General features: G+C 68.7%; 34 protein-coding genes. 7 read left to right on the forward strand and 27 right to left on the reverse strand.

All coding sequences use genetic code 11. From position 1 onward, the window contains the following. Positions 1-71: 71 nt before the first annotated feature. Positions 72-1,319 carry a transcription termination factor Rho gene (rho, locus tag WME89_RS46995; protein WP_044986941.1) on the reverse strand — a complete coding sequence of 416 codons (1,248 nt, stop codon included), beginning with the start codon at positions 1,317-1,319 and terminating at the stop codon, positions 72-74. A gap of 421 nt (positions 1,320-1,740) precedes the next feature. Here rho and yccX point away from each other — a divergent pair, with 421 nt between their 5' ends. Together yccX and WME89_RS47005 are read left to right on the forward strand one after the other, a co-directional pair. Beyond that, positions 1,741-2,019 (forward strand): acylphosphatase, encoded by a 279-nt coding sequence (gene yccX / locus WME89_RS47000; protein WP_436620013.1) that lies wholly within the window; start codon positions 1,741-1,743, stop codon positions 2,017-2,019. 20 nt (positions 2,020-2,039) lie between these two features. Next, complete coding sequence (locus tag WME89_RS47005; RefSeq protein ID WP_438006067.1) at positions 2,040-4,196, forward strand: hypothetical protein; 2,157 nt, start codon at positions 2,040-2,042, stop codon at positions 4,194-4,196. A 241-nt stretch (positions 4,197-4,437) separates the two neighbouring features. On the opposite strand, the gene rplQ is transcribed toward WME89_RS47005, so the two are convergent. The 24 genes from rplQ to rplV all read right to left on the reverse strand — a co-directional run bounded on the left by rplQ (position 4,438) and on the right by rplV (position 16,670). Continuing rightward, positions 4,438-4,956: a 50S ribosomal protein L17 gene (gene rplQ / locus WME89_RS47010; RefSeq protein ID WP_438006068.1), complete on the reverse strand. Its 519-nt coding sequence runs from the start codon at positions 4,954-4,956 to the stop codon at positions 4,438-4,440. Between the two features lie 20 nt (positions 4,957-4,976). Beyond that, positions 4,977-6,017, reverse strand: coding sequence for a DNA-directed RNA polymerase subunit alpha (locus WME89_RS47015; RefSeq protein WP_438006069.1), 1,041 nt, complete (start codon positions 6,015-6,017; stop codon positions 4,977-4,979). Between the two features lie 207 nt (positions 6,018-6,224). Beyond that, on the reverse strand, positions 6,225-6,854 hold the full coding sequence (gene rpsD, locus WME89_RS47020) for a 30S ribosomal protein S4 (protein WP_437621455.1): 630 nt from the start codon (positions 6,852-6,854) through the stop codon (positions 6,225-6,227). A gap of 11 nt (positions 6,855-6,865) precedes the next feature. Next, positions 6,866-7,276 carry a 30S ribosomal protein S11 gene (gene rpsK, locus WME89_RS47025; protein ID WP_061614895.1) on the reverse strand — a complete coding sequence of 137 codons (411 nt, stop codon included), beginning with the start codon at positions 7,274-7,276 and terminating at the stop codon, positions 6,866-6,868. A 20-nt stretch (positions 7,277-7,296) separates the two neighbouring features. Beyond that, positions 7,297-7,677 (reverse strand): 30S ribosomal protein S13, encoded by a 381-nt coding sequence (gene rpsM / locus WME89_RS47030; protein ID WP_437305542.1) that lies wholly within the window; start codon positions 7,675-7,677, stop codon positions 7,297-7,299. 43 nt (positions 7,678-7,720) lie between these two features. Then, on the reverse strand, positions 7,721-7,837 hold the full coding sequence (rpmJ, locus tag WME89_RS47035) for a 50S ribosomal protein L36 (RefSeq protein WP_012240549.1): 117 nt from the start codon (positions 7,835-7,837) through the stop codon (positions 7,721-7,723). A 30-nt stretch (positions 7,838-7,867) separates the two neighbouring features. Continuing rightward, positions 7,868-8,119 (reverse strand): translation initiation factor IF-1, encoded by a 252-nt coding sequence (infA, locus tag WME89_RS47040; RefSeq protein WP_012240550.1) that lies wholly within the window; start codon positions 8,117-8,119, stop codon positions 7,868-7,870. After that, positions 8,116-8,754 carry an adenylate kinase gene (locus WME89_RS47045; protein ID WP_438006070.1) on the reverse strand — a complete coding sequence of 213 codons (639 nt, stop codon included), beginning with the start codon at positions 8,752-8,754 and terminating at the stop codon, positions 8,116-8,118. The genes infA and WME89_RS47045 overlap by 4 nt, the downstream gene beginning before the upstream one ends. An 11-nt stretch (positions 8,755-8,765) precedes the next feature. Further along, on the reverse strand, positions 8,766-10,094 hold the full coding sequence (gene secY / locus WME89_RS47050; RefSeq protein ID WP_438006071.1) for a preprotein translocase subunit SecY: 1,329 nt from the start codon (positions 10,092-10,094) through the stop codon (positions 8,766-8,768). Positions 10,095-10,138: 44 nt separating this feature from the next. Then, positions 10,139-10,630, reverse strand: a complete 492-nt coding sequence (rplO, locus tag WME89_RS47055) for a 50S ribosomal protein L15 (RefSeq protein WP_438006072.1) — start codon at positions 10,628-10,630, stop codon at positions 10,139-10,141. A 50-nt stretch (positions 10,631-10,680) separates the two neighbouring features. Beyond that, positions 10,681-10,884, reverse strand: coding sequence for a 50S ribosomal protein L30 (gene rpmD / locus WME89_RS47060; protein ID WP_437621456.1), 204 nt, complete (start codon positions 10,882-10,884; stop codon positions 10,681-10,683). Further along, on the reverse strand, positions 10,881-11,501 hold the full coding sequence (rpsE, locus tag WME89_RS47065; protein WP_437657214.1) for a 30S ribosomal protein S5: 621 nt from the start codon (positions 11,499-11,501) through the stop codon (positions 10,881-10,883). The genes rpmD and rpsE overlap by 4 nt, the downstream gene beginning before the upstream one ends. A gap of 79 nt (positions 11,502-11,580) precedes the next feature. Beyond that, on the reverse strand, positions 11,581-11,940 hold the full coding sequence (gene rplR, locus WME89_RS47070) for a 50S ribosomal protein L18 (RefSeq protein ID WP_438006073.1): 360 nt from the start codon (positions 11,938-11,940) through the stop codon (positions 11,581-11,583). Positions 11,941-11,987: 47 nt separating this feature from the next. Continuing rightward, on the reverse strand, positions 11,988-12,617 hold the full coding sequence (gene rplF / locus WME89_RS47075) for a 50S ribosomal protein L6 (protein ID WP_438006074.1): 630 nt from the start codon (positions 12,615-12,617) through the stop codon (positions 11,988-11,990). After that, positions 12,617-13,012 (reverse strand): 30S ribosomal protein S8, encoded by a 396-nt coding sequence (gene rpsH / locus WME89_RS47080; RefSeq protein ID WP_436620002.1) that lies wholly within the window; start codon positions 13,010-13,012, stop codon positions 12,617-12,619. The genes rplF and rpsH overlap by 1 nt, the downstream gene beginning before the upstream one ends. Before the next feature lie 4 nt (positions 13,013-13,016). Further along, positions 13,017-13,202, reverse strand: coding sequence for a type Z 30S ribosomal protein S14 (locus WME89_RS47085; RefSeq protein WP_438006075.1), 186 nt, complete (start codon positions 13,200-13,202; stop codon positions 13,017-13,019). A 10-nt stretch (positions 13,203-13,212) separates the two neighbouring features. Further along, complete coding sequence (rplE, locus tag WME89_RS47090) at positions 13,213-13,938, reverse strand: 50S ribosomal protein L5 (RefSeq protein WP_438006076.1); 726 nt, start codon at positions 13,936-13,938, stop codon at positions 13,213-13,215. A gap of 2 nt (positions 13,939-13,940) precedes the next feature. After that, positions 13,941-14,258: a 50S ribosomal protein L24 gene (gene rplX / locus WME89_RS47095; RefSeq protein ID WP_061609601.1), complete on the reverse strand. Its 318-nt coding sequence runs from the start codon at positions 14,256-14,258 to the stop codon at positions 13,941-13,943. Continuing rightward, entirely contained in the window at positions 14,258-14,626 is a 369-nt protein-coding gene (gene rplN, locus WME89_RS47100; protein ID WP_061614904.1) for a 50S ribosomal protein L14, read from the reverse strand. Before rplN ends, rplX begins: the two co-directional genes overlap by 1 nt. A gap of 4 nt (positions 14,627-14,630) precedes the next feature. Further along, the gene (gene rpsQ, locus WME89_RS47105) at positions 14,631-14,981 is read right to left on the reverse strand and encodes a 30S ribosomal protein S17 (RefSeq protein ID WP_437621461.1); all 351 of its coding nucleotides are present in this window, start codon (positions 14,979-14,981) and stop codon (positions 14,631-14,633) included. Positions 14,982-14,983: 2 nt separating this feature from the next. Then, on the reverse strand, positions 14,984-15,187 hold the full coding sequence (gene rpmC, locus WME89_RS47110; protein WP_061609599.1) for a 50S ribosomal protein L29: 204 nt from the start codon (positions 15,185-15,187) through the stop codon (positions 14,984-14,986). Between the two features lie 8 nt (positions 15,188-15,195). Further along, positions 15,196-15,609 carry a 50S ribosomal protein L16 gene (rplP, locus tag WME89_RS47115; RefSeq protein WP_437504560.1) on the reverse strand — a complete coding sequence of 138 codons (414 nt, stop codon included), beginning with the start codon at positions 15,607-15,609 and terminating at the stop codon, positions 15,196-15,198. A gap of 12 nt (positions 15,610-15,621) precedes the next feature. Beyond that, the gene (gene rpsC, locus WME89_RS47120) at positions 15,622-16,314 is read right to left on the reverse strand and encodes a 30S ribosomal protein S3 (RefSeq protein WP_020740980.1); all 693 of its coding nucleotides are present in this window, start codon (positions 16,312-16,314) and stop codon (positions 15,622-15,624) included. A 17-nt stretch (positions 16,315-16,331) separates the two neighbouring features. Then, positions 16,332-16,670, reverse strand: a complete 339-nt coding sequence (gene rplV, locus WME89_RS47125; RefSeq protein WP_012240567.1) for a 50S ribosomal protein L22 — start codon at positions 16,668-16,670, stop codon at positions 16,332-16,334. 648 nt (positions 16,671-17,318) lie between these two features. Between rplV and WME89_RS47130 the strand changes: the two genes are divergently transcribed. The 3 genes from WME89_RS47130 to WME89_RS47140 all read left to right on the forward strand — a co-directional run bounded on the left by WME89_RS47130 (position 17,319) and on the right by WME89_RS47140 (position 20,917). After that, a complete protein-coding gene (locus WME89_RS47130; protein WP_438012058.1) occupies positions 17,319-18,050 on the forward strand; it encodes a hypothetical protein in 732 nt (243 codons plus the stop codon). A 391-nt stretch (positions 18,051-18,441) separates the two neighbouring features. After that, a complete protein-coding gene (locus tag WME89_RS47135) occupies positions 18,442-19,272 on the forward strand; it encodes an SUMF1/EgtB/PvdO family nonheme iron enzyme (protein WP_438006077.1) in 831 nt (276 codons plus the stop codon). A gap of 226 nt (positions 19,273-19,498) precedes the next feature. Further along, positions 19,499-20,917 (forward strand): hypothetical protein, encoded by a 1,419-nt coding sequence (locus WME89_RS47140; protein ID WP_438006078.1) that lies wholly within the window; start codon positions 19,499-19,501, stop codon positions 20,915-20,917. Between the two features lie 92 nt (positions 20,918-21,009). Here the strand turns inward: WME89_RS47140 and WME89_RS47145 are convergent, their stop codons facing one another. Next, entirely contained in the window at positions 21,010-21,579 is a 570-nt protein-coding gene (locus tag WME89_RS47145) for a hypothetical protein (protein ID WP_438006079.1), read from the reverse strand. Between the two features lie 1,387 nt (positions 21,580-22,966). On the opposite strand from WME89_RS47145, the gene WME89_RS47150 reads away from it, so the two are divergent. Both WME89_RS47150 and WME89_RS47155 read left to right on the forward strand, forming a co-directional pair. After that, positions 22,967-23,632: a class I SAM-dependent methyltransferase gene (locus WME89_RS47150; RefSeq protein ID WP_438006080.1), complete on the forward strand. Its 666-nt coding sequence runs from the start codon at positions 22,967-22,969 to the stop codon at positions 23,630-23,632. A 384-nt stretch (positions 23,633-24,016) separates the two neighbouring features. After that, positions 24,017-24,349, forward strand: coding sequence for a hypothetical protein (locus tag WME89_RS47155; RefSeq protein ID WP_438006081.1), 333 nt, complete (start codon positions 24,017-24,019; stop codon positions 24,347-24,349). A 55-nt stretch (positions 24,350-24,404) separates the two neighbouring features. On the opposite strand, the gene WME89_RS47160 is transcribed toward WME89_RS47155, so the two are convergent. Continuing rightward, positions 24,405-25,514 (reverse strand): PhoH family protein, encoded by a 1,110-nt coding sequence (locus WME89_RS47160; protein WP_438006082.1) that lies wholly within the window; start codon positions 25,512-25,514, stop codon positions 24,405-24,407. Positions 25,515-25,587: the final 73 nt, after the last annotated feature.

Below are 25,587 nucleotides of genomic sequence, written 5' to 3' on the forward strand. Positions count from 1 at the left end.
CCCCTGTGCGACGTGTCCGCTCGGCAGAGAGCGCCCCCGACGGCCGCCGGGAGCGCCCCTGGGACGAGTCACTACTGGTTCATGCTCTCGAGGAATTCCTGATTGGTTTCGGTGCGGCTCACCTTGTCCAGGAGGAATTCCATCGAGTCGATGACGTTCAGGGGATGCAGCAGCTGACGGAGCAGCCACACGCGCTGGAGGATCCACTCGGGGAGCAGCAGCTCCTCCTTGCGGGTGGCGCTCTTGTTGATGTCGAGGCAGGGGAAGATGCGCTTCTCCATCAGCTTGCGATCCAGATGGATCTCGCTGTTACCCGTCCCCTTGAACTCCTCGAAGATGACCTCGTCCATGCGCGAGCCCGTGTCGACGAGCGCGGTCGCGACGATGGTCAGCGATCCGCCTTCCTCGACGTTGCGCGCGGCGCCGAAGAACCGCTTCGGCTTGTGGAGCGCGTTCGAGTCGACGCCGCCGGACAGGATCTTGCCGCTCGGCGGGACGACGGTGTTGTAGGCGCGCGCCAGGCGGGTGATCGAGTCGAGCAGGATCACCACGTCGTGCTTGTGCTCGACGAGGCGCTTGGCCTTCTCGATCACCATCTCGGCCACCTGCACGTGCCGCGTCGGCGGCTCGTCGAAGGTCGAGCTGATCACCTCGCCCTTCACGGTCCGCTGCATGTCGGTCACCTCTTCCGGGCGCTCGTCGATGAGCAGCACGATGAGCGTCGTGTCCGGGTGGTTCGAGGAGATCGCGTTGGCGATCTGCTGGAGCAGCACCGTCTTGCCGGCGCGGGGCGGCGAGACGATGAGGCAGCGCTGCCCTTTGCCGATGGGGCAGAGCATGTCGATGATGCGGGTCGAGAAGCTCTTCGTCCCGTTCTCGATGTTGAACTTCTGCTGCGGGTAGAGCGGCGTGAGGTTGTCGAAGAGGATCTTGTCGCGGGCGACCTCGGGGGGCTCGCCGTTGATCTTGTCGACCTTGAGCAGCGCGAAGTACGCCTCGCGCTCCTTGGGCGGCCGGATCGACCCGCTGACGCTGTCGCCGGTGCGGAGGTTGAAGCGTCGGATCTGGGACGGGGAGACGTAGATGTCGTCCGGGCCCGGCAGGTAGTTGTAGTCCGGCGCCCGCAGGAAGCCGAAGCCGTCGGGCAGGCATTCGAGGACACCCTCGCCGTAGACCGGCTGGTCCTGCGCCGCGTGGGCCTGCAGGAGCGCGAAGATGACCTCCTGCTTGCGCAGCCCGGCAGCGCCCTCGATGTTGAGCCCCTTCGCCATCTGCACGAGCTCGGCCATCGGTTTCTGCTTCAGTTCCCTGAGGTGCATGAGTCGGAAAGCTCCAGGATGCGACAGCGCGCTCCCTGTCAAGGGCGTGGAGGCCGTCGGTCGATGGTTTCTGGTTGGAGGGGTCTAGCGGGTCGAGCCCGAGGCGGGGCCGATCATGTCGTTGATGTCGGCGGGTCGCCAGGGGGGAGAGGGCTCGCCTGGTAACCGGCGCCCCTCACGTTCATGTCGCTCGATCGGCGGGCTGCTTCTGCCGATCGGGCGGCGACTCTATCAAGCGCGTTTGCTCTGTCAATGCGCGCCGGGGAGCGCGCCGGCCGAGATGGGCGCCGGGTCGTCCGCGCTCGTCCACGCTCCTCCGCCCAACACCTCGCACGGAACGGCGGGGGCGAACTGCCCGCGGCGCCCCGGCGCTGCCTGAAGTTGCCTCCCTCCGAGTGCGCGGCTAAGTCAAGCTGGTTCCATGGGGCTCAAACAGGTTCAGCTGTTCGTCCGCGGTCGCGTCCAGGGCGTCTTTTTTCGTGCCTCCACGCAGCGCGAGGCCAAGCGGCTCGGTCTCACCGGATGGGTGAAGAACCGCTCCGACGGCAGCGTCGAGGTCCTTGCGGAGGGGGAGGAGGACGGGCTCAAGGAGCTCATCGCCTGGGCCAACCGCGGCCCGAGCGCGGCGCGCGTCGAGCGCGTCGACGTACGGTGGCGCGGCTTCTCGGGCGACTTCTTCGACTTCCGCATCACGGATTGACAGACTTGGCACGCGGTTCGTTGGATCTGAGGAGCGCAGGTGCGCGGTCATCGCGGCGAGGCAGAGCCTCGGGCGCGGGTCTCGTCCTGCTCAGCCTGCTCGCGGCGGGGCCGCTCGCGCTGACCCCGGCGCACGCCGCGGTGGACCGCGACGCGGGCGCCTCCGCGCCGGCGTCATCGCCGCTCCCCGAGCTCCCGCGCCTCGCCCCGATCACCCGTCCGGAGCCCGACATCACCGCGGTCCGCGAGCTGGACCGGGTGCTCGACCAGATCACGTCGCAGGACGCGCGCTCGCGCGAGAGCGCCCGCGCCTCCCTCGACGAGCCGCTCCCCGGGATCGTCGATGCGGTGCGGGCGCGCGTGCAGGACATCCGCGGCTCGCTCGACCGCGACACGGCGCCGCGCGTGCTGGCGGAGGCGCGCAGAGAGGCGCGCAAGGCGCTGAAGGCCGAGAAGGGCGACGACGCGCGCGACAGCAAGAAGAAGGGCGCCGACGCGAAGGATACGAAGGCGGACAAAGGCGCGAAGAAGGGCGCCGGCGACGACAAGAAGGGCGCGGCCGACGCGAAGAAGGGCGCCGGCGACGACAAGAAGGACGCGGCCGGCGCCAAGAAGGACGCGGGCGACGCGAAGAAGGACGCCAGGGCTGACCAGGGCGCGAAGAAGGGCGCCGACGACGACAAGGAAGAGGCCGAGGGGGACTGGCTCGACTTCATGCTGGCGGTGCCGCGGCCGCGCGACAGCGCGTGGCGCGACGTCGTGAAGCTGCTCGCGATGGAGCGGATGCTCGTCGCTGCGGGCACGACGCCGGCGGTGCGCGAGCTCATCGCGCTCCACGCCTACTTCGGCGAGCTGCTCCGCATCGACCTGCAGCGGCACATCGCCAAGCTGCGCGACAAGGCCGTGCCGGCGCTGATCGAGGCGCGCCAGCACGACGCCAAGATCGTGCAGCGGTGGGCCAACAAGCAGCTCGACCTGCTCGGCCGGGCGATCCCGGGCGAGGCGATCGCGACGAACGACACGCAGATCCTGGCCGACGTCCTCCGCGCGTACGGCCGCGTCCGGGACGTGGACGCCATGCGCGCGGTCCTGAGCTTCTGCAACAGCGATCGCGCGCGCGTGCGCGACGCTGCCCGCGAGGCCATCTCCGCGATCGGCGAGCCCGGCATCTGGCAGCTCCGCGACGCGTACCTGAACCTCACCGGGGAGAAGCCGCCGCGCGAGTGGTCGTGGGACCGCGTCGCCCGCGAGCTCTTCGCGACGTACGATCGCGCGCGCCTCGCCGAGGTGTACAAGCTGATGGACGAGGGCGTCGCCGCGGCGGGCGCGAGCAAGCTCGCCGAAGCGACCGACGCGTTCGACAAGGTCCTCGCCCGCGCGCCGCTCTTCGAGCGGCGCAAGGAGATGGTGGGCGCCTACGTCGGGCGGGCGAAGGCGCTCGCCGCCGACAAGCGCGAGGACGCGCTCGCGATGCTGCGCAAGGCGCTGCGCCTCGACCCGACCGGCGAGCACGCGAGGACGATCGAGGCCGAGATCGCCTACCTGGAGGGCGCGCTCCTCATCGAGCGCGGCGCGCCGGACAAGTTCGTGCTGGAGCGCGCGCTCGAGCTCGAGCCCGCCCACGCCGGCGCGAGGGCGGCGCTCGCTTCGCTCGGGGACAAGGTCGCCGAGCGCAAGGACCAGACGAACCGCCACATCGCCGCGGGAGCGGTGGGTGTCGTGGCGATGCTGGCGATGTTCTTCATCGCCCGCCGCCGGAGCGACCCGGCGCCGTCGCCCGGGCGGGCCAGCGCCGCGGTGCCGCGGCCGAGCGCGCCTCCGGAGCTGCTGCCTCCTCAGCGGCCGTCCACCGCCGCCCCGCCGCGGCCGAGCGCGCCTCCGGAGCCGGCGCCAGGGCGAGCCAGCGCTGCCCCGCCGCGGCCGAGCGCGCCTCCGGAGCCGACGCCAGGGCGAGCCAGCGCCGTCCCGCCGCTGCCGAGCGCGCCTCCGGAGCCGGCGCCGGCGCCAGGGCGAGCCAGCGCCGCCTCGCCGCTGCCGAGCGCACCTCCGGAGCCAGCGCCTCCTCAGCGGCCGTCCACCGCCGCTTCTCCGGGACCCCCCGTCGACACGGAGCCGCCGCAGTCCGCTGCCCCTGACGCCAGCGCTGCGCTGCCGATCGAGCAGGCCGAGGCGAAGTAAACGCCACGACGACGCACCCGAAGCCGGAGCGCTCGCCGCTGAGCCGGAGCAGGCTCCTACGCTGACACGCGAACTTTTTATGTGAGTGCGACGACGGAGCCCCCCGGGGCGGGATCACGGCGCGCAGTCCAGCACCCCGCGAAGCGGGCTCACAACGCAGAGACGCCGGGTGAGCTGTTCGCTCGCCCGGCGTGCTCTCTGCAACTGCGCCGGCGCCGTGGGGCGCCAGCCTGCTTCCGGTTCAGCCAGCCGTGGTCGCCGGGGTGGCCGGCTCCGCCGCCGCGACCGGCTCGGCGACCTGCGCGGGCGCGTCCTCGATCGCAGGTGCGTCGATGAACTCGATGAGGCTCATCGGCGCGTTGTCACCGCGACGCGGCCCGAGCTTGATGATCCGCGTGTAACCACCCGGCCGCCCCTCGAAGCGCTTCGAGAGATCGATCATCACCTTGGCGATGATGTCGATCTTCTTGCCGTCGGTCGCGACGCCCCAGCGAGGGATGTAGCTGCCGACCAGCCGCTCCGCGTGGAGCCGGCGCGCCCTGTCGCCAGGGCTGAGCTCCGTGTGCGCGGTGTACGCGACCTTGCCGAGCCGCGTCGCCTTGGTGATGAGCCGCTCGGCCACCCGGCGCAGCTCCTTCGCCTTGGCGTCCGTCGTCTCGATCCGCTCGTGGGTGATCAGGTTCGCCGTCAGGTTGCGAAGCATCGCCCTGCGACTGGAGGTATCCCGACCAAACTGCCTGCCCGCTTTCTTGTGACGCATGACGTTCCCTCAGTACCGACTCACGCCTGCGCCTGCTGCGCCTTCCAGCGCTCGAGGAGCTGCGGCCAGTTGTCGATCTTCATCCCGAGCGAGAGCCCCATGTTCGCGAGGATCTCTTTGATTTCCTTCAGCGACTTGCGACCGAAGTTCTTGGTCTTGAGCATGTCCTGCTCGGTCCGCTGCACGAGCTCGCCGATGAGCGTGATGTTCGCGTTCTGCAGGCAGTTCGCGGAGCGAACGCTCAGCTCGAGCTCCTCGACGGAACGGAACAGGTTCTCGTTGAGCGGCTCGTCGTCGCTCATCACGGCCTGGTAGCTCGTCTCTTCGCTCTCCTCGAAGTTGACCCAGATGGAGAGCTGCTCCTTCAGGATCTTCGCGGCGAAGGCGACCGCATCCGCCGGCGAGACGGAGCCGTTGGTCCAGACCTCGAGCGTCAGCTTGTCGTAATCGGTCACCTGCCCGACGCGGGCGTTCTGCACGGTGTAGTTCACCTTGCGGATCGGCGAGAACAGCGCGTCGATCGGGATCGTCCCGATGGGCATGGTCGGCGTCTTGTTGCGCTCGGCGGGCACGTAGCCGCGGCCCACGTTGACCGTGAGCTCCATCGAGAGCGGGCCCTTCTTGTCGAGCACGGCGATGAGGTGGTCGGGGTTGAGCACCGACAGCCCGTCGACCAGCTGGATATCGCGCGCGTACACGGGCCCGGGGCCCTCGCGGTCGATCCGGACCGAATACGTCTTCGGGGTGGCCGCCTTGAAGACGACCTCCTTCACGTTGAGGATGATGTCGCTGACGTCCTCGACCACGTCCGGCACCGTCGTGAACTCGTGCAGCGCCCCCTCGATGCGGATGGCCGTCGCGGCCGCCCCCTGGAGGGAGGAGAGCAGCACGCGGCGCAGCGAGTTCCCGATCGTGATCCCGAAGCCGCGCTCCAGGGGCTCACACGTGAACTTGGCGTAGAACTGCGTCCCGCTCTCCGCGTCGATCGAGATGCCCTTGGGCCGGATCAGATCCCGCCAGTTACGGGCCACCATCGTGAGGTTCGGGTTGTTCATCGTCATGCCGATCTCCTTCCTTCATGGGTCTGCGCGGAGGTCTCACGCCGCGGCCGCACTCGACCAGTCCGGCGCCGCCTCCTGCCCGCATTCGTGGCTCCATGCGCCCGCGCGTCCGCGCAGGCCGACGACGCCGAGGGGAGCCCGCAGCGCGCGAGCGCACCCCGAGAGGTGCGCTCGCGACCCTGCCTCCTCGGCGCCGCCCTCGCGCGATCAGCGCGAGTAGTACTCGACGACGAGCTGCTCGCGGATCTCCGGCTCGTTGAGGTCCTCGCGGATCGGGACGCCCTTGACCGCCCCGGTGAACGCCGCGCGATCCACATCGATCCAGCTCGCGACCGGGCGCTTGTCCGCGCCGCCGACGGACGCGAGGACGCTCTTGAACTTCCGCGCCCCCTCGGTGAGATCGATCCGGTCACCGGCCCGAACCACGTAGCTCGGGATGTCCAGCCGCTTGCCGTTCACGTGGACGTGACCATGCCGAACGAGCTGGCGCGCCTCGGCGCGGGACGAGCCGAAGCCCATCCGGTGCACCACGTTGTCGAGGCGGCGCTCCAGCAGCGCGAGCATCTCCTCGCCCGTCCGGCCCTTGCGCCGGTTGGCCTCCTGGAAGTACCCGCTGAACTGCCGCTCGAGCACGCCGTAGATGCGACGCACCTTTTGCTTCTCGCGCAGGCGCACCGCGTACTCGCTCAGCTTGATGCGCCCCTGACCGTGCTGGCCGGGCGGATACGGGCGCCGCGTGTACGCGCACTTCTCGGAGTAGCACCGCTCACCCTTGAGGTAGAGCTTCATCCCCTCGCGGCGGCAGAGCTTGCAGACCGGACCAATGTAGCGAGCCATCGTGAATTACCTCAAACCCTGCGCCGCTTCGGCGGCCGGCAACCGTTGTGGGGGATCGGCGTGACGTCCCTGATCAGCGTCACCTTGAAGCCAGCGGTCTGGAGCGCACGGAGCGCGCTCTCGCGCCCGGCCCCCGGCCCCTTCACGAACACGGCGACCGATCGCATCCCGTGCTCCTGCGCACGCCGCGCGGCCTCTTCCGCGGCCAGCTGCGCGGCGAACGGCGTCGACTTGCGTGACCCCTTGAAGCCGCGAGCGCCAGCGGACGACCACGCGATCGCGTTGCCGTTGATGTCCGTGATCGTCACGACCGTGTTGTTGAAGGTCGACTGAATGTGCGCGATGCCCGCGGACACATTCTTCTTGACCTTCTTCTTCTGCTTCGTCTTGGTTGTGGTGGCAGCCGTCTTCGCTTGCGCCATGGCGTCCTAATCCCCGCTCGTCACTTCGTCGCGGCAGGACGCCGCTGCAACATGCCCTTGCGCGGCCCCTTCCGGGTGCGCGCGTTCGTGTGCGTCCTCTGCCCGTTCGCCGGGAGGCCACGCCGATGGCGGAGCCCCCGGTAGCAGCCGAGGTCCATGAGCCGCTTGATGTTGAGCTGCACCTCGCGCCGCAGGTCGCCCTCGACCTTGTACTCGGCGTCCAGGAGGTCGCGGATCGCCTTTACCTCAGCGTCGCTGAGCTCCTCGACCCGCCTGTCCTGCGGGATGTTGGTCCTCTCGCAGATTTGCAAGGCGAGAGTCCGCCCGATGCCGAACAGGTACGGCAGGGCGTAGGCGACATGCTTTCGACGCGGGAGATCGACACCAGCGATACGAGCCATGGTTACTCCAAACCAAAACGGGGGCGGGCTTCCGCCGAAAGAGCTAGTTCCCCTGGCGCTGCTTGTGGCGGGGGTTCTCGCAGATGATCCGAACGACACCACGCCGCCGCACCACCTTGCACTTGTCGCAGATCTTCTTGACGCTCGGGCGCACCTTCACGGGGAGCCTCCAGATTCCTCAAAAAATACGTTACTTATGCCGGTACGTGATCCGGCCTCGGCTCGGGTCGTACGGCGAGACCTCTACGGTCACGCGGTCGCCCGGCAGAATCTTGATGTAGTACTGCCGCATCCGGCCGCTGATGGTGGCGAGGACGCCGAGGCCGTTGTCCGCCTTCACACGAAACATGGCGTTCGGCAGGGCCTCTTGAACCACGCCGTCGAACTCGAGCTTGTCGCCCTTCGGTTCTTTCGGCGGTCTGGTCTGGTTTTTACGCCTCATTCTCCACCCGAGCCCGGTCGGCCGAGGGCCGACATCACCCTCTGCGTGACTTCTTCCGGCGTCCCGACGCCGTCAACGCGACGCAGCAGCTCCTTCTGTTCGTAGAACGGAAGAAGAGCGGCCGTCATCGCCTCGTAGGCATCAAGACGCTTGCCGACAGCCTCGGGCCGGTCGTCGGCTCGATGCTCCAGCTCCGCACCGGGGGGCGGCGGATTATAAACGAGATGGTATATCTGTCCACTGCGTTTGTCGGTGCGGCGATGGATCAACCGTTCCTCGAGCAGCGGACGCGGAACGTCCAGCTGGATCACCGCATCGATGCCGCTGCCGCCCTTAGCGAGGAGCGCGTCGAGGGCGTCAGCCTGGGGCACCGTCCTGGGAAATCCGTCCAGGAGGAAACCGGCCGAACAGTCGGGCTCGGCGGTCCGGCGATCGATGAGGCTGATAACGGCCTCATCCGGCAGGAGCCCGCCCGAGTCCATGATGTCCAGGTAACGCTTCTCCAGCGTGCCCGCCCGCTTCGCCTCGCGCAGCATGTCGCCCGTCGAGATCTGCGGGATGCTGTAGCGTGCGCACAGCAGCTTCGCCTGCGTACCCTTTCCAGCTCCAGGTGGTCCCACCAGAACCAAGATCATGATGACCTCCGTCACGCCTCCGGGAGCCTGCGGCCCCGGATGCGGCTGGCACCGGGGCCGGTCAGCCCCTCGTAGCTCCGCGTGATCAGGTGTGCCTCCAGCTGGTTCACGGTGTCGAGCGCGACGCCGACGACGATCATGAGCGACGTCCCTCCGAAGCCGAACGGGACACGCAGCAGGTTGCCGACGATCGACGGGACCACGCACACCGCGGCGACATAGAGGGCGCCGCCGACGGTGATCCGCTGGATGACCCGGTGGATGTAGTCCGCCGTCTGCTTGCCTGGCCGGATCCCGGGAATGTTTGCCTGCTGCTTCTTCAGGTTCTCGGCGACGTCCACCGGCTGGAACGTGACGTTCGTGTAGAAGAAGCAGAAGAAGATGATGAGCAGCGCGTAGCCGGTGTTGAAGACCCAGTCGCCGCGGTTGATGATCGCCTGGAGCTGGTCGGCCCCGGGGACGTTCATGTTCGCGAGCGTCTGCGGGAACATCAGCAGCGACGAGGCGAAGATGGGGGGAATGGTCCCCGCCGTGTTCACCTTCAGCGGCAGGTGCGCCGTCTGCCCGCCGTAGACGCGGCGACCGACCTGGCGGCGCGAGTACACGATTGGGATCTGACGCCTGCCGTTCTCGAAGAACGCGATGACCCCGATGACGAGCACGACGAACACGGCGATCGCCGCCATCGACAGCGGCTGGAGATCGCCGGCGTTCTGCGCGAAGTAGTTGCCGATCTCCTCAGGGATGCGCGTGATGATGCTCGCGAAGATCAGGAGCGACACGCCGTTCGAGACGCCGCGCTCGGTGATCTGCTCACCGATCCACATGAGGAATGCGTTCCCGGTCGTCAGCGTGATGACCGTCATCAGCTGGAAGCCGATCCCGGGGTGGTTCACGATCCCGGCCCCGGTCTCGCTGCTCGACAGGCCCTCGAGCATCTTCGCGATCGAGAAGGCCTGGAACAGCGAGAGCGCGACCGTGCCGTACCGCGTGTACTGATCGAGCCGGCGGCGCCCCTGCTCGCCCTCTTTCCGCAGCTCGTCGATGGGCTTGTAGACCATGCCCATGAGCTGCATGATGATCGATGCCGAGATGTACGGCATGATCCCGAGCGCGAAGATCGACAGGTTCTCCAGCGCTCCGCCGGAGAACATGTTGAAGAAGCCCAGAAGCCCGCCCGACTGCTTCGCGACGTACTGCCGCATCGCGTTCCGGTCGACGCCCGGGGTCGTCACGAAGACGCCAACCCGGTAGACCGCGAGCATCACCAGCGTGAAGATCACGCGCCGCCGGAGCTCGGGGATCTTGTGGAAGTTGGTGATTCCCGCGAGGCTGGCCATAGGCGTTCCTGGACTCCGGCTTGGGGGGTGCGCCTGCGCGCTGGCTAGGAGGACGAGGCGTCCGCCGAGTTGTCCTGGGAAGCGGGCGGCGCAAGCACGACGGCCTTGCCCCCCGCCTTCTCGATCTTCTCGATCGCTCCCTTGGAGAAGCGATGCGCGGTCACCGTGAGCTTCTTCGTGAGCTCACCGCCGCCGAGGATCTTCAGGACGTCGAACCGGCCCTGCACGAGGCGGCTCCCATGGAGCGCGATCACGTCGACCTGAGCGCCGTCCTCGAACGACTCGAGCGCGCCGACGTTGACGTTGGCCACGATGTCCGCGAGCGGGTTGCGGAAGCCGCGCTTCGGGAGGCGACGCTGGATCGGCGTCTGTCCGCCCTGGAAGTGCTTCTTGTTGATGTTGCCGCCCGCGCGCGCCTTCTGCCCTTTTTGTCCGCGGCCAGCCGTCTTGCCGAAGCCGGATCCCACGCCGCGGCCGACGCGGAGCTTCTTGGTTACGGCGCCTTCAGGGGCTTGAAGCTTAGAGAGGATGTCCATGTTTCACACTTCCGTACGCGGCAACTCCGCTGGAATGACGATCTCGCTTCTCAGGACTTCGGGGAGGTTGCCTCGTCGGCGACCTCCTCCACCTCGACGAGATGGAGGACCTTCTTGACCATGCCACGGAACGAGGGCGTGTTCGCGACGACCACCTCGGACCCCGGCCCACGCAGGCCGAGCCCCTTGATGACCTTGCGGGTGTGCTCGACCTGGCCGATGTTGCTGGCCTTCTGACGTACGCGGAGCTTCACTGCGAGCCTCCTTCACCGCCACCGCCCTGGGGCGCTCCGCCCTGGGGCGCGCCGCCCTGCGCCGGGGGCGCCACGCTCGCGCGCCGGCGGCCTGCGGTGTTCGTACCGCCGCGGCGCTGGTAGTCGAGCGAGTCGAGCTGCATCGACCGCTTCCCGGCGACGCTCTCCGGGCTCTTGAGCCCGCGGAGCGCCGCGACGGTCGCGTGCACGACGTTGTGCGGGTTGCTCGTGCCGAGCGACTTCGACAGCACGTCGTGGATCCCCGCCGACTCGACGACGGCGCGCACCGCGCCGCCGGCGATGACGCCCGTCCCAGGGCTGGCCGGCTTCAGCAGGACCTTGCCCGCCCCGACGTGCCCGAACGAGTCGTGCGGGATGGTCACGCCGTCCAGCGGGATGCGGAACAGGTTCTTGCGAGCCTGGTCGTTCCCCTTGCGGATGGCCTCCGGCACCTCGTTGGCCTTGCCCAGGCCGACGCCAACATGCCCCGCTTCGTCCCCCACCACGACCAGCGCCGAGAAGCTGAAACGCCGGCCGCCCTTGACGACCTTGGCGACGCGGTTGATGTGGATGACTCGCTCCTTCAGCTTCTCTTCGTCGACATGATCGAACGCCATAACCGTCCTCTATCACGTGCTCCGCCGCGGCAGTTGACCGCGCCCGCCGCCCTCATCTGCAGGGCAGCGGCTGTGGGAGTCAAAAATCGAGACCTGCCTCGCGCGCCGCCTGGGCGAGGGCGCTGACGCGCCCGTGATACAGATAGCCGTTGCGGTCGAAGACCACCTTGCCGATCTGCTTCTCCTTGCAGATCCTCGCGATCAGCGCCCCGACCTTCTTCGCCGCCTCGACCTTGTTGTCCTCGTCGAGCGAGCCCTTGAGGTCCTTCGACAGCGTCGAGGCGTGGGCGAGCGTCTTGCCGCTCACGTCGTCGATGACCTGCGCGTAGATGTGCTTCGAGCTGCGGAAGACGCTGAGGCGCGGGCGCTCCGGCGTCCCCTCGACCTTCTTGCGGATGCGGAGCTTCCGGCGCTCCCGACCGACGATTTTCATGCCCATGACCGTCTCGTCCCTCGGTGCAGCGGCCTACCGGCCGCCGCTCGCCCTTACTTCTTGCCGCCCTTGCCGGCCTTGCCAGCCTTCTCACGCACGCGCTCGCCGCGATAACGGACGCCCTTGCCGCCGTACGGCTCCGGCGGCCTGAAGCCACGGATCGTCGCGGCGGTCTGCCCGATGAGCTCCTTGTCCGCGCCCGTCAGGACGAGGACGGTGCCCTTCGAGTCCGCCGGGATCGTCGCGGTGAGGCCGGTCGGGACCGGGAACGTCACCGGGTGGGAAAAGCCGAGGGCGAAGTTCAGCGTCGTGCCCTTGAGCTCGACGCGATAGCCCGTGCCCTTGAGCTCGAGCGTCCGCTCGTAGCCCTCGGCGACGCCCTTGACCATCGCGGCCACGAGCGCCCGCGTGAGCCCCTGGAGGCGCGACCCGTCGCGCCCGGGCGCCACCGAGGTCACGTGGAGCCTGCTGCCCTCGAGCTTGACGTCCACCTTGTCGGTGATCGCGCGCGAGAGCTGGCCCTTCGGGCCCTTGATGTCGATCTTGCGGCCGTTGACGGCCGCGGTGACCCCCTTCGGAAGGTCGATCGGCCGCTTGCCGACGCGCGACGTCTTCGTCGCGAGCCGGCTGTCACCGTTCGCGCTGCCCTTCGCGGGCTGGGCTGCGTTCGCCTGTGCTTCCATCACCACACCTCGCAGATCAGCTCGCCGCCCACCTTCAGACGGCGCGCATCCCTGTCGCTCATGAGCCCGCGAGAGGTGCTCAGGATCGAGATCCCGAGCCCGCTGAACACGCGCGGGATCCTGTCGTGACGCACGTACACGCGGCGCCCAGGGCGGGAGACGCGGCGCACGCCGTCGATCGCGCTCTGTCGATCGCGCCCGTACTTGAGCACGATCGTGAGCTTCTTGGGACCTTCGCCCTCGGTCTCGCGCACGTCGGCGATGAAGCCCTCGGATTTGAGGATCTCCGCAACCGCAACCTTGATGCGGCTGGCAGGAATCTCGGTCCGGTCGTGCCGCGCGAGCGCCGCGTTGCGAATGCGGGTCAGCATGTCGGCGATGGGATCGGTCATCATAGAATCACCAGCTGGCCTTGATCACACCAGGGAGCTCACCACGGAGCGCGAACAGCCGAAGGCAGACACGGCAGAGCTCGAAGTCGCGGTAGTAGGCGCGCGAGCGCCCGCACACCTTGCAACGGTTCTTGTGCCGCACAGCAAACTTCGGCGGACGGTTCAGCTTCGCAAACTCTTTTGCACGGGCCATCGAAAATCCCTCAATGCCGGAACGGGATGCCAAGCTCGGTGAGGAGCGCGCGTCCTTCTTCGTCCGTCTTCGCCGTGGTCACGAACGAGATGTTGAGCCCCTTCACGACGTCGATCTTGTCGTAGTCGATCTCGGGGAAGATGATCTGCTCGCGCAGGCCCATCGTGAAGTTGCCCTTGCCGTCGAACCCCTTCGGGCTGACGCCCTTGAAGTCACGGACGCGCGGCAGAGAGAACGCGATCAGACGATCGACGAACTCCCACATCCGCTCGGCACGCAGGGTCACCATCACACCGATGGGCAGGTTCTCGCGCAGCTTGAACGTGGCGATCGACTTCCGGGCGCGGGTCACCACCGGCTTCTGGCCGGAGATCGCCCGCATGTCCTCGACCGCGGAGTCGATGATCTTCGGGTTCTGCACCGCGGCGCCGAGCCCCATGTTGATCACCACCTTCTGCAGGCGGGGCACCATCATCGGGTTCTTGTAGCCGAACCGCTTCGAGAGCGCGGCCGTCACGTTCTTCCGGTAGTGCGTCCGCAGCCGCGGGGTGTAGTTCGGGTCGCGCGGGCGCACCTCGGCCGGCCCGGTGGCCTCGGCCTCGGCGCCCTTGGCCTTCGTGCCCCTGGCTTCCTTGCTCTTGGCGGGCGCCTGCGGCTTGGCCTGCTGCGACTTGGGCTTGTCCTTGCCCTTGCCGCCGTCCTTGGCCGCCTTGTCCTTGTCCTTCTTGTCCGCCATGGCTAGCCCACACCGATCGCGCTGCCGCTCTTGCCGACGCGCGTCTTCTTGCCGTCCTCACCCACGCGCACCTTCACGCGCGTCGGCTTGCCCGTCGCCGGATCGACCGGCATGACATTCGAGGCGTGAATCGGCGCCTCCTTGGTGATCTTCCCGCCCTCCTGATTGCGCGGCGTGGGCCGCTGGTGGCGGGTCACCGTGTTCAGGCCCTCGACGACCACGCGATCCGTGTCGGCGAGGATCTTGGTGATGCGGCCCTGCTTCCCCTGCTCCTTGCCGCTGATGACCTGCACCAGGTCACCGACCTTGAGGCGCTTCATCAGAGGACCTCCGGGGCGAGCGAGATGATCTTCATGAACTTCTTCGCGCGGAGCTCGCGAGCGACCGGCCCAAAGATACGGGTGCCGATCGGCTCCTTCTCCTTGTTGATCAAGACCGCGCTGTTGCCGTCGAACTTGATGTAGCTGCCGTCCGAGCGCTGGTACTCGCGGGCGGTGCGGACGACGACGGCGCGCGCCGTGTCACCCTTCTTCACCTTCGTCCCCGGCAACGCCTCCTTGATCGACACGACGATGACGTCGCCGAGGGCGGCGTACTTGCGGCGCGAGCCGCCGAGAACCTTGATGCACTTCACGACACGGGCGCCGGAGTTGTCCGCGACCTCGAGATGCGTCGACACCTGGATCATGGCGCTACTCCTCCACCGGCCGGGCAACGAGCTTGGTCACGAGCCACCGCTTGTCGCGGGAGATCGGCCTGTGCTCCATGATCTCGACGCGGTCGCCCACCTTGTACTGGTTCGTCTCGTCGTGCGCCTTGTAGCGCTCCCGCTGACGAACGTACTTCTTGTAGACAGGGTCGAGCGCGTTCCGGATGACCTCGACGGTGACCGTCTTGTTCATCTTGTCGCTGGTCACCTTGCCCACCAGCTTGCGCCGGAAGCCGTGCGCCTTCGCCTCGGTCTCGGCCTGCGCAGGCGCGGCGGCTGCCAGCTCGGGCGCCGCAGCGACCGGCTGCTGGTTCTCTGCCTTATTCTTCGCCATGGCTACGCCTTCTCCTCGGCACGCGCGCGCTGCGTGAGGATCGTCTTCACACGCGCGAGATCCCGCTTCGCCTTGCGGATCGTCGCCGTGTCGTTCAGCCGGTTCGTGAAATTCTTGAAGCGCGCCTCGAACAGCCCCGCCGCGAGCGACTTCTCGAGCTCGCGCAGATGATCGGTGGTGCGTTCCCGGAGATCCTTCGCCTTCATCGCCTACCTCACGTCAGCCCGCGGACGAGGAACTTGCACTGCATCGGGAGCTTGTGCGCCGCGAGGCGGAACGCCTCCTTCGCAATCTCCTCGCTCACGCCGCTGATCTCGTACATCACGCGACCGGGCTTCACGACCGCGCACCACTCCTCGGGCGCGCCCTTTCCTCCACCCATGCGGACCTCGAGCGGCTTCTTCGTCACCGGACGGTCCGGGAAGATGCGGATCCAGAGCTTGCCCGCGCGCTTCACGTGCCGCGTGATCGCCATACGAGCCGCCTCGATCTGCCGCGAGGTCACGCGGGCAGGCTCGACGCACTGGAGCGCGAAGTCGCCGAAGGAGACGTCGCTGCCCGCTGTGGCGAGGCCGCGGTTGTTCCCCTTCTGCATCTTGCGGAACTTGGTTCGCTTCGGAGACAGCATTCTGCAATCCCTCTACTGGATCCGGCGCGCCTTACGCTGCAGGACCTCGCCCTTGAACATCCAGACCTTCACGCCGATGATGCCGACCTTCGTCTTCGCCTCGGCCAGGCCGAACTCGATGTCGGCGCGGAGCGTGTGCAGGGGCACCCGGCCCTCGCGGTAGGTCTCGACGCGGCTCATCTCGCTGCCGCCGAGCCTGCCGGCGCAGCGCACGCGGATGCCCTTCGCGCCGAACTTCATCGCGGTGGACACGGCCTTTTTCATCGCCCGGCGGAACGCGATCCGGCGCTCGAGCTGCGTCGCGATGTTCTCGGCGACGAGCTGCGCGTTGGTCTCGGCCTTCCGGACCTCCTGCACGTCGATGAAGACCTCGTTGTCCGTGAACGACGACACGCCCGGGAAGAGGGTCTCGCCCTTGGACGCCGTGCCGACGTTGCCGCTCTTCAGCGTCTCGATGCCCTTGCCGCCCTTGCCGATCACCATGCCGGGGCGGGCGGTGAAGACGATCACCTTCGCGCGGTTCGCGGCGCGCTCGATCTCCACGCCGGCGATGTTCGCGTTGTAGAGGTACTGCTTGATCGCGCGCTTGATGCGGATGTCCTGGTGGAGCCACTTCTGATACGCGGCGCCGTCCTCGTACCACTTGCTGCTCCACGTCTTGATGACACCGACGCGGAAGCCATACGGATGGGTCTTCTGTCCCATAGCGGCAGGTCCTCTACTTACTTTCTCTCGTCGACTTCGATGACGATGTGCGACACGCCCTTGGTGATCCGGGTCGCACGGCCCATCGCGCGCGGCCGCCAGCGACGGTTGAACTTGTTCGGCCCCTTGTCGACGGTCGCCTTGCTGATGAAGAGCGCGTCGATGTCGGCGCCCGCCTGCTGGGCGTTCGCGACCGCGCTCTCGATGATCTTCCGAAGGACAGGGGCGCCGCTCTTCTGCGTGAACGAGAGCAGCTGGATCGCCTCGTCCGCGTCGCGACCCCGGACGAGATCGGCGATCATGCGTGCCTTGCGCGGGGCGATCCGCGAAAACATCGCACTGGCTTTGCTTACCATTCGAGACACCTCGCGACACCGGCGGGCGGAGAAACTCCGTACCGGGTTTCGGTTCACTGCGAACCGGTTGCACCGTCGTACGCTTCCGATCCCAACCCGACGTCCACCGACGCGAACCCCCTTCGCGTCACCGGGGGGGTTCCCGCGGCGGCCGAAGGGGCGGAGCTGAGATCGAAGCGCCGTTACGGCTCTTCTACTGGGAGACCGGGAGGACACCCGATCGCCCGGGAAAACGGAGCGCGGTGATTACCAGCGGCGCGCTCCGTGCGCAAGCGCGATCCTTCCGCTTCCTTTCAGTTTGTTCCTCGAGCCGACGCCACCTGAGCAACCTTTCAGATTTTCCTGAACGCGCGTCAGGAGGGCGTGCGGACCCCGCCCGGTCTCGGCAGGCGGCCGGCCGTTCATACTCCCGAAACTTTTCCTTGACAATCACGAAACATTTTGGAAACAGGCGCTCCGGGCAGCCTGAGCGGCGCCTGATGGAGCGCCTCAGCGGAAGCCAGGCGGCCGCGCCCGCCCGGCGATCTTCCTGCCGCGGCTCGATGAGCGCGAAGAACAGGATTGCGAGGGGAATAGGAGAGCCCCAGGCTCAGTCGAACGTACCAAGCCCAGGAGCTTTTCCCTGACACTGTAGGAGGCAACGTGACCATGCTTGCTCGTCAGCGTTATTCTTTCCTCGCGTTTACCTTGATCTTGCCGACCTTCTTCGCTGGCTGCGTCGTCACGTCGGAGGACACCGACAACGACGTGGATCAGGCGACCGGCCCCGGCGTGACGTCCAGCTCGTCCGCCGGCGGGGGCGATGGCGGCGATGGCGGCGATGGCGGCGATGGCGGCCAGGGCGGTCAGGGGGGCGACGGCGGCCAGGGCGGCGACGGCGGCCAGGGCGGCGATGGCGGCCAGGGAGGTGGGGCCTGTATCGAGGACTCGGACGGCAACCTCACGGTCGCCGAGTGCGATGAGCTGAACATCTCGCCGGCGCAGGGCGCGACGAGCCAGTGCGGCGCAGGCCGAGACGAGGCGCCGATCGGCTACGGGCTCTGCAAGCACGGCTTCGAGATCTTCGCCCCGGGCCACGCCGCGGACCTCGTGGACTGCCTGAGCGACATCGGCGTGGAGCGCGCGTGCGACACCGAGCCCGTTCAGGCGTGCATCAACCGCATCTACGCCAACGCGTGCCCCGACCAGGCCGCGGGGCTCTGCGACACCATCTCCGAGGCCTGCGGGGACAGCCCGTTCGACGCGAGGAAGTGCGAGGCGGATCTGAACCCCTTCAACACGGACGCGGAGCAGGACCTCGTGGACTGCATGAATGAGCTTGCTGATGTCACGTGCCAGGCGGCGTACGACGAGTGCTACCTGAACGCCATGTCCTTCTAGCGCTCCGAGCGCCGTCGGGTTGGCGAGGCCAGGGCGCGGCGCGCGCCCGGTCTGCTCTCGCGGTTCTTTTCCCCCGACGCTCAACGCACATCCGATGACCTCTGGGCCTCTCGCCAGCTCGCGCCCACCTTAGCGCCGCGGCGTGCGCAGCCTCTCATGTACACGCATTCGGGGGATCCCCGAGCGCGGTATTCGGTTGCAAAAAAGATGGCGGGAAGGGATCCTCGGCTCCTCCGTGGCCAAGGACTTCTCCCGCCCGCGCGTGGCAACTTCCCCTTCTCGTTCGTCGGGGGCGCGTCCATTCCGCGGCGGTGCCCTGCTCGGTCTGCTGGTCGCATCGGCCGGCTGCGCGCCGGGGTCGACGACAGCAGAGCAGATCACACCGCGGCTGATGATGCGCGCCTCGCTCGACGCGAGCGCCGCCGTCGCCGCGGAGCGGCCCATGAAGGCGAAGGAGAGCGCGATGGCCACCGTCAAGGACGGCGCCACGCTCTCGTCCACGATGGAGCCGGAGGGCGGCTCCGGCCAGATGTTCTCCTCCACCTCCAGCGGGCGCTGCCCCGCGGAGATGGCCCTCGTCGAAGATCGCGTGTGCGTCGACCGCTGGGAGAGCTCCCTCGTGGAGCTGACGCCCGCCGGCGAGCGCCCCTGGTCGCCGTTCGACCCGGTCGACGGCATCGAGCGCCGCGTGCGCGCCGTGTCCTGGCCGGGCGTCATCCCGCAGGGGTACATCAGCGGGCGACAGGCCAAGATGGCGTGCGCGGCGTCGGGCAAGCGCCTGTGCACGACGGACGAGTGGGTGACCGCCTGCCGCGGGCCGGACGACACGCTCTTCCCCTACGGCGCGCTCCGCCAGCACGGCGTGTGCAACGACGACGAGCGCCCGGTGCACCCCGTCGCCGAGATCGCGGCGCTGCTCGAGATCAAGTCCGAGGAGCTCTGGACGACGGCGATGAACAACCCGCTCATCAACCAGCTGTCCCACGCGCTGCTGCCGACGGGCGAGCGCGCGGGGTGCGCGAACGCCTACGGCGTGTTCGACATGGTAGGCAACCTCCACGAGTGGGTCGACGACCCGAGCGGCACCTTCCGTGGAGGCTATTTCATGGACACGTCGCGCAACGGCGAGGGCTGCAAATACGCCACGACCGCGCACTCGTTCGGCTACCACGACTACTCGACGGGCTTCCGGTGCTGCGTGGATCCGGAGCAGGTCGACTAGTGCTGGCCGCGCGAGGTGCGGCCGGCGCTGAGCGGCCGCAGAGCGGGTACGGAGTCGGTGACGAGGCCTCGAGGGAACGAGGCAAGCGCCGCGTGTTCGCCGCCGGGGATCGGCGGACGGCGCTCCGGCACGACGGCCCGCGCGCGGCGCGAGCGAGCGCGCCAGTCGAGGGGAGCGCCTCGACGCAGCGCCGGAATGCACGGAAACACCTGCAAAGAGATCGTCGATGTTCGACCCCGGAGTGAGCGCGACGGCGCGGCGCCGCGCCGCCGCGGCTGCCCTCATCGCCCTCCTGGCGATCGGGTGTGGAAAGAAGAAGAAGGCAGAGCCCATCACCGTCCAGCCGCCCCCGGGCGCTGCCTCGTCGGATGAGCTCACCACGGCCATCGGCCAGGCGCGGGGCATCGACTCGGCGCTCGCGCCGTCGTCGACGCGATGGCGACGGGTGTTCGTGCTCGACGACAAGCGGGCCGTGGTGACAGGAGAGGTCGAGAACGAGGCGATCGCGCTCGTGACCGAGAACGCGGGCCGGACCTGGCGCTCGCTGCGGCGGCTACGGGAGGGGTGGTCCACCTGGTCGGTCGGCGAGGACGGCTCCACCGTGCTCACCGTCGGTCCGCGCGGCCCGGATCTCTCGAAGCAGGCGCGGGGCGCTGGCGGGGCGCCGCCCGCCGTGGATCCGCCGAGCCTCTTCTTCGCGCCGTTCGACGCGGCCGACCTCTCGGCGCCCTCGCCCGTCACGCTGCCCGAGCTGAGCCGCGGCGCACGGCCGCCGGTGAACGTGGTGCCTGCGGTGCTCTCGGCCGAGAGCGCCGCGTTGCTCGTCGAGACGAAGCCCCGGCGCGCAACGCTCGTCCATGCGGGGCCGCCCGGCGCCCCGACGGCGCCGCTGGTCCCGCTCCCCGCGCAAGAACAGGCGCTGCCCGTGCCGTATGGTCGACCGCCGGCGATCCTTTCGGTGCGCGGGCGTAACCTCCTCGTACGACCCGTGCCCGCGCCGGGGAAGCCGCTCGACGCGCCTCGCAGCATCGATGGACTCGTGATGAGCCCGGCGGCAGCGGCCGCGCTCTCCGCGACACCCGCGTGCGATTTCGCAGGGTGGTCGATCCAGCTCGTGCCTCAGCCGCCCGACAGGACCGCCGTCGTCGCCATCTCCGCGACGCAAACAGCCGTGCTGAAGCTGCCCGCGAAGGCCGCCCCCGGCGCCGCGGTCGGCTGTGCAGCCAATCGGATCATGGTCGAGGTCATCACGCCCGCGACCGGAGAGCTCACGCTCGCGACGTGCACCCTCGAAGGTACCTGCATCATCGCCGAGAAACCGCCGTTTCGCCCCTGGCTGGAGCCGCATGAACGCTCGGTCGCCCTGGCGCCCACACGCGAGGGAGTCGCAGCGGTGATGACCTCTCGCGCCGCCGCGCGATGGGGGCTCTACATCGCGCAATCGCCGGAGGTAGGTAAGATCTACGACGTCCCGAGGGTGATCGGCGAGGGCACGGGCGAGCGCGGCCGTATCGAGCTCGGAGCCCTCATCTCCTTCGGAAGTCGACTCTTGATGCTCCTCCAGGCAGACGTCACCGGGACATCCCGCCGCGGCTGGTACGTCACCGCCTCTGAGGATAGCGGGCTCACCTGGAGCCCGCTATGAGCTCCGTCTCGAACGGGACAGCCATTCTGAACGCGGCGCGTCAGCATAGCCTTCATCCCCTCTGACGCTGATGTGCGTGGTGGTGTCCAGCCCTACTTGGCCGGAGCAGCAGGCTGGGCGACGCGCTTACGCCCCTTGGCGCTCGGCTTCTTCACAGGCGCAGGTCCAGCCGCGGTCTTGCGCGCGTTCGCGCTCGCCTGCTCGGCCGTCTTCGCGTCGCCGGCATAGCGAGCAAATCGCCGATCACCCCCCTGGAAGATCCGCTTCTCCAGCTTGAGCTCCTTCAGCGCGGCGGCGGCGCGCGTCTGCGGGATGCCCGCCTGCTTCGCAACCTCGCTCGCGCTGACGCCAGAGCTCGCTTTGACGACGCGCTCGACAGCATCGAGCGTCTCCTGACGCTCCGCCGACGCGGCGGGCGAGCTGCGCGGGCGGCCGGGCCGCCGCTTCGGCGCGGCGCCGCGCTTGGCCGCGACGGAAGAGGTCTTGGACTGGATCGCTCCAGCGCGGGCGCGCGAACGGCTGCGGCGCGGCGCCGGCGGAGGAACCAACGGCGCTTCGCCGGTCACGGCGCCCAGCTGATTCTTGACGAGCGCGAGGATCGCCTCGTCCGGCATTTTCCGCACGAGGTTTACAATCTGCTGTGAAAAGGCATCCGTTGCCATGTGCTCTCCCTCGTCGCCGAATCCAGCTCGGCGGTTGGATACGACTATGCCGTTGCCACTTGCCTGGTCAAGCGAATTGAGGATAGCGGACCGTCTTTTCTCTCAATAGGGGCTGCGGGCGGGCTCAATCGGAGAGCTCATTGGACGGCCACGAACGGCTGGGCTGCTTTGCTCGACAGGCGCCGAGCGATGAAACCCGGCGAGCGTCGATTGATAGCCGAGACCCCTCCCCCGCGCAGGACGGCCCGGTCCGCGCCCAATCCCCCTCACCTCCGGCTCACGATGCACCGCGGCATTGCTTGTCTCAGGTGCTCGGCAGGTCGGGTAACCACTGTATGAGACCGGGCGGCCCGCTCCCCTCGATCGTGCCCGTCACGGGCGGCAATGAGGGCTCGCGTACAAGTACGAGGTGCGTCGACCGTCGGCCAGGCGCCTCCCAACCAACCATTGAAGCACCTGGCGCACGGCGCGAGCGCCTGGCGACCCCACACGGGCGACCAGCGCGTGGCTACATTGCACGCCCCGGGCGCACGCCTGACCTGTGTGTGAAGCAGCCTGATGAGATGCCCGCCCGGCGGGAGGGGCGCTGCGGCATCTTCGCTATGCGCTGGAGAGGCAGGACCACCGCCAACTCGAGAGCGCCTCGCGCGCCATGGTCCACGAGGCCAGGGTCTCTCGACGGGGGCATCCTCCCTGTCCGCCCGCGGCGCGACGCTCGCGTCTATGCCGCGCGCCCGCCTGGAGAGCAGCGGCGCCGGTGCGAGTCGCCCGCGGGCTCGTCGCAAGCCGCTGCTCGAGCGCTTCGCGCGACATGCGCCCATCGCCCGGGACTCGCTCGCCGCCATCATCGACCGCTTCCCCACGATCCGAGGGACCCGCCGAGCTCTTCGGAATGACCACTCCGCGCCGGCGCCGCCCCCCCGCCGACGCGCGCTCTCCTTGCAGAGCAGCGCAGGTCTCGAGATCTCGCGTGGACGCCGCCAGCGCGCGGCGCGGAGCGACGTGTTCGGGTCGCCGTATCCGGCGGAGCGGCCGCGTGAGCGCGGCGCGGCCGACGAGCCCTCTCGTTACATAGCAGAGCGCCGAGGAGAGCTCATCGTGATCTTCAGGTTCCCCGCTCGGCGCACGCGAGAGCGCTCAGCCCTCGGCCCGGCGCTCTCGAGCGCGCGGCACGCTCGCCGGAGCGCATGTCCTCTACGACATTGGCGCCTGCTCCAATGCTGAGGACGATGGCGGGCCTCAGCCCGCTCCACCTCGACTTCTTCATACGCCTTCCTGTCCATATCCACGACGACCCAGCATCCACGATGCTCCGTCGGCCGGCAGAGATTGTCCAGCCGTCGGCAATCGGTTGACATGAGCCTCCGTCGCGGAGAAGGATGCGCGCATGTCGCTGGTCCGCGTGCTCGAGCCGGAGGTCATGGATACGGACGAGGACGCGCGGGCGTACGACAGCATGGACCACGCCGCCGTCAACACGGCGTTCTGCGACGCTCTCCTCTCTCACGATCCCGATCTCGGATACGCCCTCGACGTCGGCACAGGGACCGGCCTGTTGCCGATCCAGCTTTGCAGGCGCGTGCCCACGGCGCGGATCAAGGCGATCGATCTCTCGGCGTCGATGCTCGCCCTCGGGCGCAGCCACGTCGAGCGGGCCGGGCTCGCCGCCGCCATCGCGCTCGCGCTCGTGGACGCCAAGGCGCTGCCCGAGCCGGACGAGGCGTTTTCAGCCGTCCTCTCGAACAGCATCGTCCACCACATCCCGGAGCCGATGGGCGTGCTGCGCGAGATGGTCCGCGTCCTCCAGCCCGGCGGCCTCCTGTTCGTGCGCGACCTGGTCCGTCCCGAGGCGGAGGCGTCGCTCGCGGCCCTGGTCGACACGTATGCAGCGAACGACACCCCGTACCAACGAGCCCTCTTCGACGCGTCCTTGCGCGCCGCGCTCTCGCTCGAGGAGGTGCGCGAGATGCTGCGCTCGCTCCAGATTCCCCCGGAATGCGCGCAGTTGACCAGCGACCGGCACTGGACCCTGGCGTTCCGCAAGCCGTCGTGACCCGCAGCCCAACGCGCCTCGACGGCGGCGGCCCGTCAAATCGACGCGACGGCCAGCCCGGCACGTAATAAAAGCGTCCGCGTGACCCCCACCGGAACACGCGCCCGTAGTCACCCCGCGCGCGGCGTCGCCCCCGCGCTCCTCCTGTCCCTCGCCCTCGCCTGCCTCGCGGCATGCGAGGACAGCCCCCCGCGCCCCGGCGAACCGGAGCGGCCCGCACCCCCGCCGCCTCAGGCGAGCGCGGCAGCCGCGGGCTCCGCGGCCAGCTCCGTCGCCGCGGAGCCCGCGGCGGGCGCGGGCGAGCCAGCAGACGCGGGAGCGGCCCAGGCCACGCCTGCATGGCAGGGGACATGGGAAGGGCGCTACGACGCCAAGAAGGGGAGCGTGGTGCTGCCCCCCAAGGTCAAGGATGCCGCGCGCCAGAAGGACGACGGGAAGCAGGCCACGGGCGCAGGCACGGTGACGCTGACCATCGAGGCGAGCGGCGAGCTGAAGGGCACCGCGAAGGGCGCGCTCGGCGACGCGACCGTCGTCGGGAAGGTCGAGGACGGCATGGTCCGCGCCTCGGTCTTCCCGGATGATCCGCGCGCGCCGAACGCGATGACCGGCATCCTGGTCGGCAAGCTGAAGGAAAACGTCATCCAGGGCGAAATCCGCGTGACCGGGCCCGACGCCCTGCTGGTGCGCGAGTCCCCCGTGGAGCTGAAGAAGAAATGACCCGCACCGCTGACGAGAACGCCGGCGCCGGCGTTCTCGTCAGCGGTGCCTCGCGTCAGCTCGCCTCGCCAGCGCCACCTGGCTCGCCCGCTGGCGACCGGCCCTGCAGCGCGGCCGCGGCCTCGGCAGCCGCCGCGCCGCTGCCGCGCGCGCCGCCGCGCGCCGCCTCGCCCCGCCGCTCCTCGCGCTGGCGCGCCACCTCGGCGTCGCGCTGCTCGTACGCCACGATGATCCGCTGCACGAGCGGGTGACGCACCACGTCGACCTCGGTGAACGAGCAGATCGCGATCCCCTCGATCCCCGCGAGCAGCTCGCGCGCCTCCGCGAGGCCGCTGCGCGCGCCGTGCGGGAGATCGACCTGCGTCACGTCGCCCGTCACCACCGCGCGCGAGGCGTAGCCGAGGCGGGTGAGGAACATGCGCATCTGGTCGCTCGTCGCGTTCTGCGCCTCGTCGAGGATGACAAAGCAATCGTTGAGCGTGCGGCCGCGCATGAAGGCGAGCGGCGCGACCTCGATCTGACCGCGCGTCACGAGGCCTTGCGCCTTGTCCGCGTCCATCATGTCATGGAGAGCGTCATAAAGCGGACGCAGGTAAGGATTCACCTTCTCGGCGAGATCCCCGGGCAGGAAGCCGAGCCGCTCTCCCGCCTCGACGGCCGGACGGGTGAGGATGATCCGCTTCACGCGGCGCTCGAGCAGCGCGTGGACCGCCATGGCCATCGCGAGGTAGGTCTTGCCCGTCCCCGCCGGCCCGATGCCGAACGTCATGTCGTGCGATCGGATCGCCTGGATGTACCGCTTCTGCGCGAGCCCCTTCGCCGAGATGGGCCTGCGGCGCGCCGAGATGAGGACGACATCCTCGAACAGGTCGCGCAGGGTCATCCCCGGGTCGTCCCGGAGCGCCTGCACCCCGCGCACGTAGTCCTGCGGATCGAGGACCACGCCGCTCCTCAGCATCTGCGCCGCCTCCGCCAGGCACCGCTCCGCGAGCGCGACCTTGTCCGCGTCCCCGGCGAGTCGGATCGTGTTGCCTCGAACGCCTGACTCGATGCCAAGAGTGCGCGCGATGAGCTTGAGGTTCTCGTTCCCTGGCCCCGCCAGGGCCACCAAGGTGCTGTTGTCGAGCACCTCGACATCCGCCGTGATCCGCACGCTTGTCGTCATCCAGTGATCCTTCCCGGGCCTTTCCCCGGTGCTGCGCCGCCAACATTTGCCCCAGTCACCAGAACGGGGCCTT

It is taken from the genome of Sorangium sp. So ce321 (assembly GCF_051530195.1).
GTDB lineage: Bacteria > Myxococcota_A > Polyangia > Polyangiales > Polyangiaceae > Sorangium.

Excerpts from the sequence above, each read along its gene's own strand:
- rho (WP_044986941.1), bottom strand. The coding sequence starts at position 1,319 with ATGCACCTCAGGGAACTGAAGCAGAAACCGATGGCCGAGCTCGTGCAG.
- yccX (WP_436620013.1), top strand. The coding sequence starts at position 1,741 with ATGGGGCTCAAACAGGTTCAGCTGTTCGTCCGCGGTCGCGTCCAGGGC.
- rplQ (WP_438006068.1), bottom strand. The coding sequence starts at position 4,956 with ATGCGTCACAAGAAAGCGGGCAGGCAGTTTGGTCGGGATACCTCCAGT.
- WME89_RS47015 (WP_438006069.1), bottom strand. The coding sequence starts at position 6,017 with ATGACGATGAACAACCCGAACCTCACGATGGTGGCCCGTAACTGGCGG.
- rpsD (WP_437621455.1), bottom strand. The coding sequence starts at position 6,854 with ATGGCTCGCTACATTGGTCCGGTCTGCAAGCTCTGCCGCCGCGAGGGG.
- rpsK (WP_061614895.1), bottom strand. The coding sequence starts at position 7,276 with ATGGCGCAAGCGAAGACGGCTGCCACCACAACCAAGACGAAGCAGAAG.
- rpsM (WP_437305542.1), bottom strand. The coding sequence starts at position 7,677 with ATGGCTCGTATCGCTGGTGTCGATCTCCCGCGTCGAAAGCATGTCGCC.
- infA (WP_012240550.1), bottom strand. The coding sequence starts at position 8,119 with ATGAGGCGTAAAAACCAGACCAGACCGCCGAAAGAACCGAAGGGCGAC.
- WME89_RS47045 (WP_438006070.1), bottom strand. The coding sequence starts at position 8,754 with ATGATCTTGGTTCTGGTGGGACCACCTGGAGCTGGAAAGGGTACGCAG.
- secY (WP_438006071.1), bottom strand. The coding sequence starts at position 10,094 with ATGGCCAGCCTCGCGGGAATCACCAACTTCCACAAGATCCCCGAGCTC.
- rplO (WP_438006072.1), bottom strand. The coding sequence starts at position 10,630 with ATGGACATCCTCTCTAAGCTTCAAGCCCCTGAAGGCGCCGTAACCAAG.
- rpsE (WP_437657214.1), bottom strand. The coding sequence starts at position 11,501 with ATGGCGTTCGATCATGTCGACGAAGAGAAGCTGAAGGAGCGAGTCATC.
- rplR (WP_438006073.1), bottom strand. The coding sequence starts at position 11,940 with ATGGGCATGAAAATCGTCGGTCGGGAGCGCCGGAAGCTCCGCATCCGC.
- rplF (WP_438006074.1), bottom strand. The coding sequence starts at position 12,617 with ATGGAAGCACAGGCGAACGCAGCCCAGCCCGCGAAGGGCAGCGCGAAC.
- rpsH (WP_436620002.1), bottom strand. The coding sequence starts at position 13,012 with ATGATGACCGATCCCATCGCCGACATGCTGACCCGCATTCGCAACGCG.
- WME89_RS47085 (WP_438006075.1), bottom strand. The coding sequence starts at position 13,202 with ATGGCCCGTGCAAAAGAGTTTGCGAAGCTGAACCGTCCGCCGAAGTTT.
- rplE (WP_438006076.1), bottom strand. The coding sequence starts at position 13,938 with ATGGCGGACAAGAAGGACAAGGACAAGGCGGCCAAGGACGGCGGCAAG.
- rplX (WP_061609601.1), bottom strand. The coding sequence starts at position 14,258 with ATGAAGCGCCTCAAGGTCGGTGACCTGGTGCAGGTCATCAGCGGCAAG.
- rplN (WP_061614904.1), bottom strand. The coding sequence starts at position 14,626 with ATGATCCAGGTGTCGACGCATCTCGAGGTCGCGGACAACTCCGGCGCC.
- rpsQ (WP_437621461.1), bottom strand. The coding sequence starts at position 14,981 with ATGGCGAAGAATAAGGCAGAGAACCAGCAGCCGGTCGCTGCGGCGCCC.
- rpmC (WP_061609599.1), bottom strand. The coding sequence starts at position 15,187 with ATGAAGGCGAAGGATCTCCGGGAACGCACCACCGATCATCTGCGCGAG.
- rplP (WP_437504560.1), bottom strand. The coding sequence starts at position 15,609 with ATGCTGTCTCCGAAGCGAACCAAGTTCCGCAAGATGCAGAAGGGGAAC.
- rpsC (WP_020740980.1), bottom strand. The coding sequence starts at position 16,314 with ATGGGACAGAAGACCCATCCGTATGGCTTCCGCGTCGGTGTCATCAAG.
- rplV (WP_012240567.1), bottom strand. The coding sequence starts at position 16,670 with ATGGTAAGCAAAGCCAGTGCGATGTTTTCGCGGATCGCCCCGCGCAAG.
- WME89_RS47130 (WP_438012058.1), top strand. The coding sequence starts at position 17,319 with ATGCTTGCTCGTCAGCGTTATTCTTTCCTCGCGTTTACCTTGATCTTG.
- WME89_RS47135 (WP_438006077.1), top strand. The coding sequence starts at position 18,442 with ATGATGCGCGCCTCGCTCGACGCGAGCGCCGCCGTCGCCGCGGAGCGG.
- WME89_RS47140 (WP_438006078.1), top strand. The coding sequence starts at position 19,499 with ATGTTCGACCCCGGAGTGAGCGCGACGGCGCGGCGCCGCGCCGCCGCG.
- WME89_RS47145 (WP_438006079.1), bottom strand. The coding sequence starts at position 21,579 with ATGGCAACGGATGCCTTTTCACAGCAGATTGTAAACCTCGTGCGGAAA.
- WME89_RS47150 (WP_438006080.1), top strand. The coding sequence starts at position 22,967 with ATGTCGCTGGTCCGCGTGCTCGAGCCGGAGGTCATGGATACGGACGAG.
- WME89_RS47160 (WP_438006082.1), bottom strand. The coding sequence starts at position 25,514 with ATGACGACAAGCGTGCGGATCACGGCGGATGTCGAGGTGCTCGACAAC.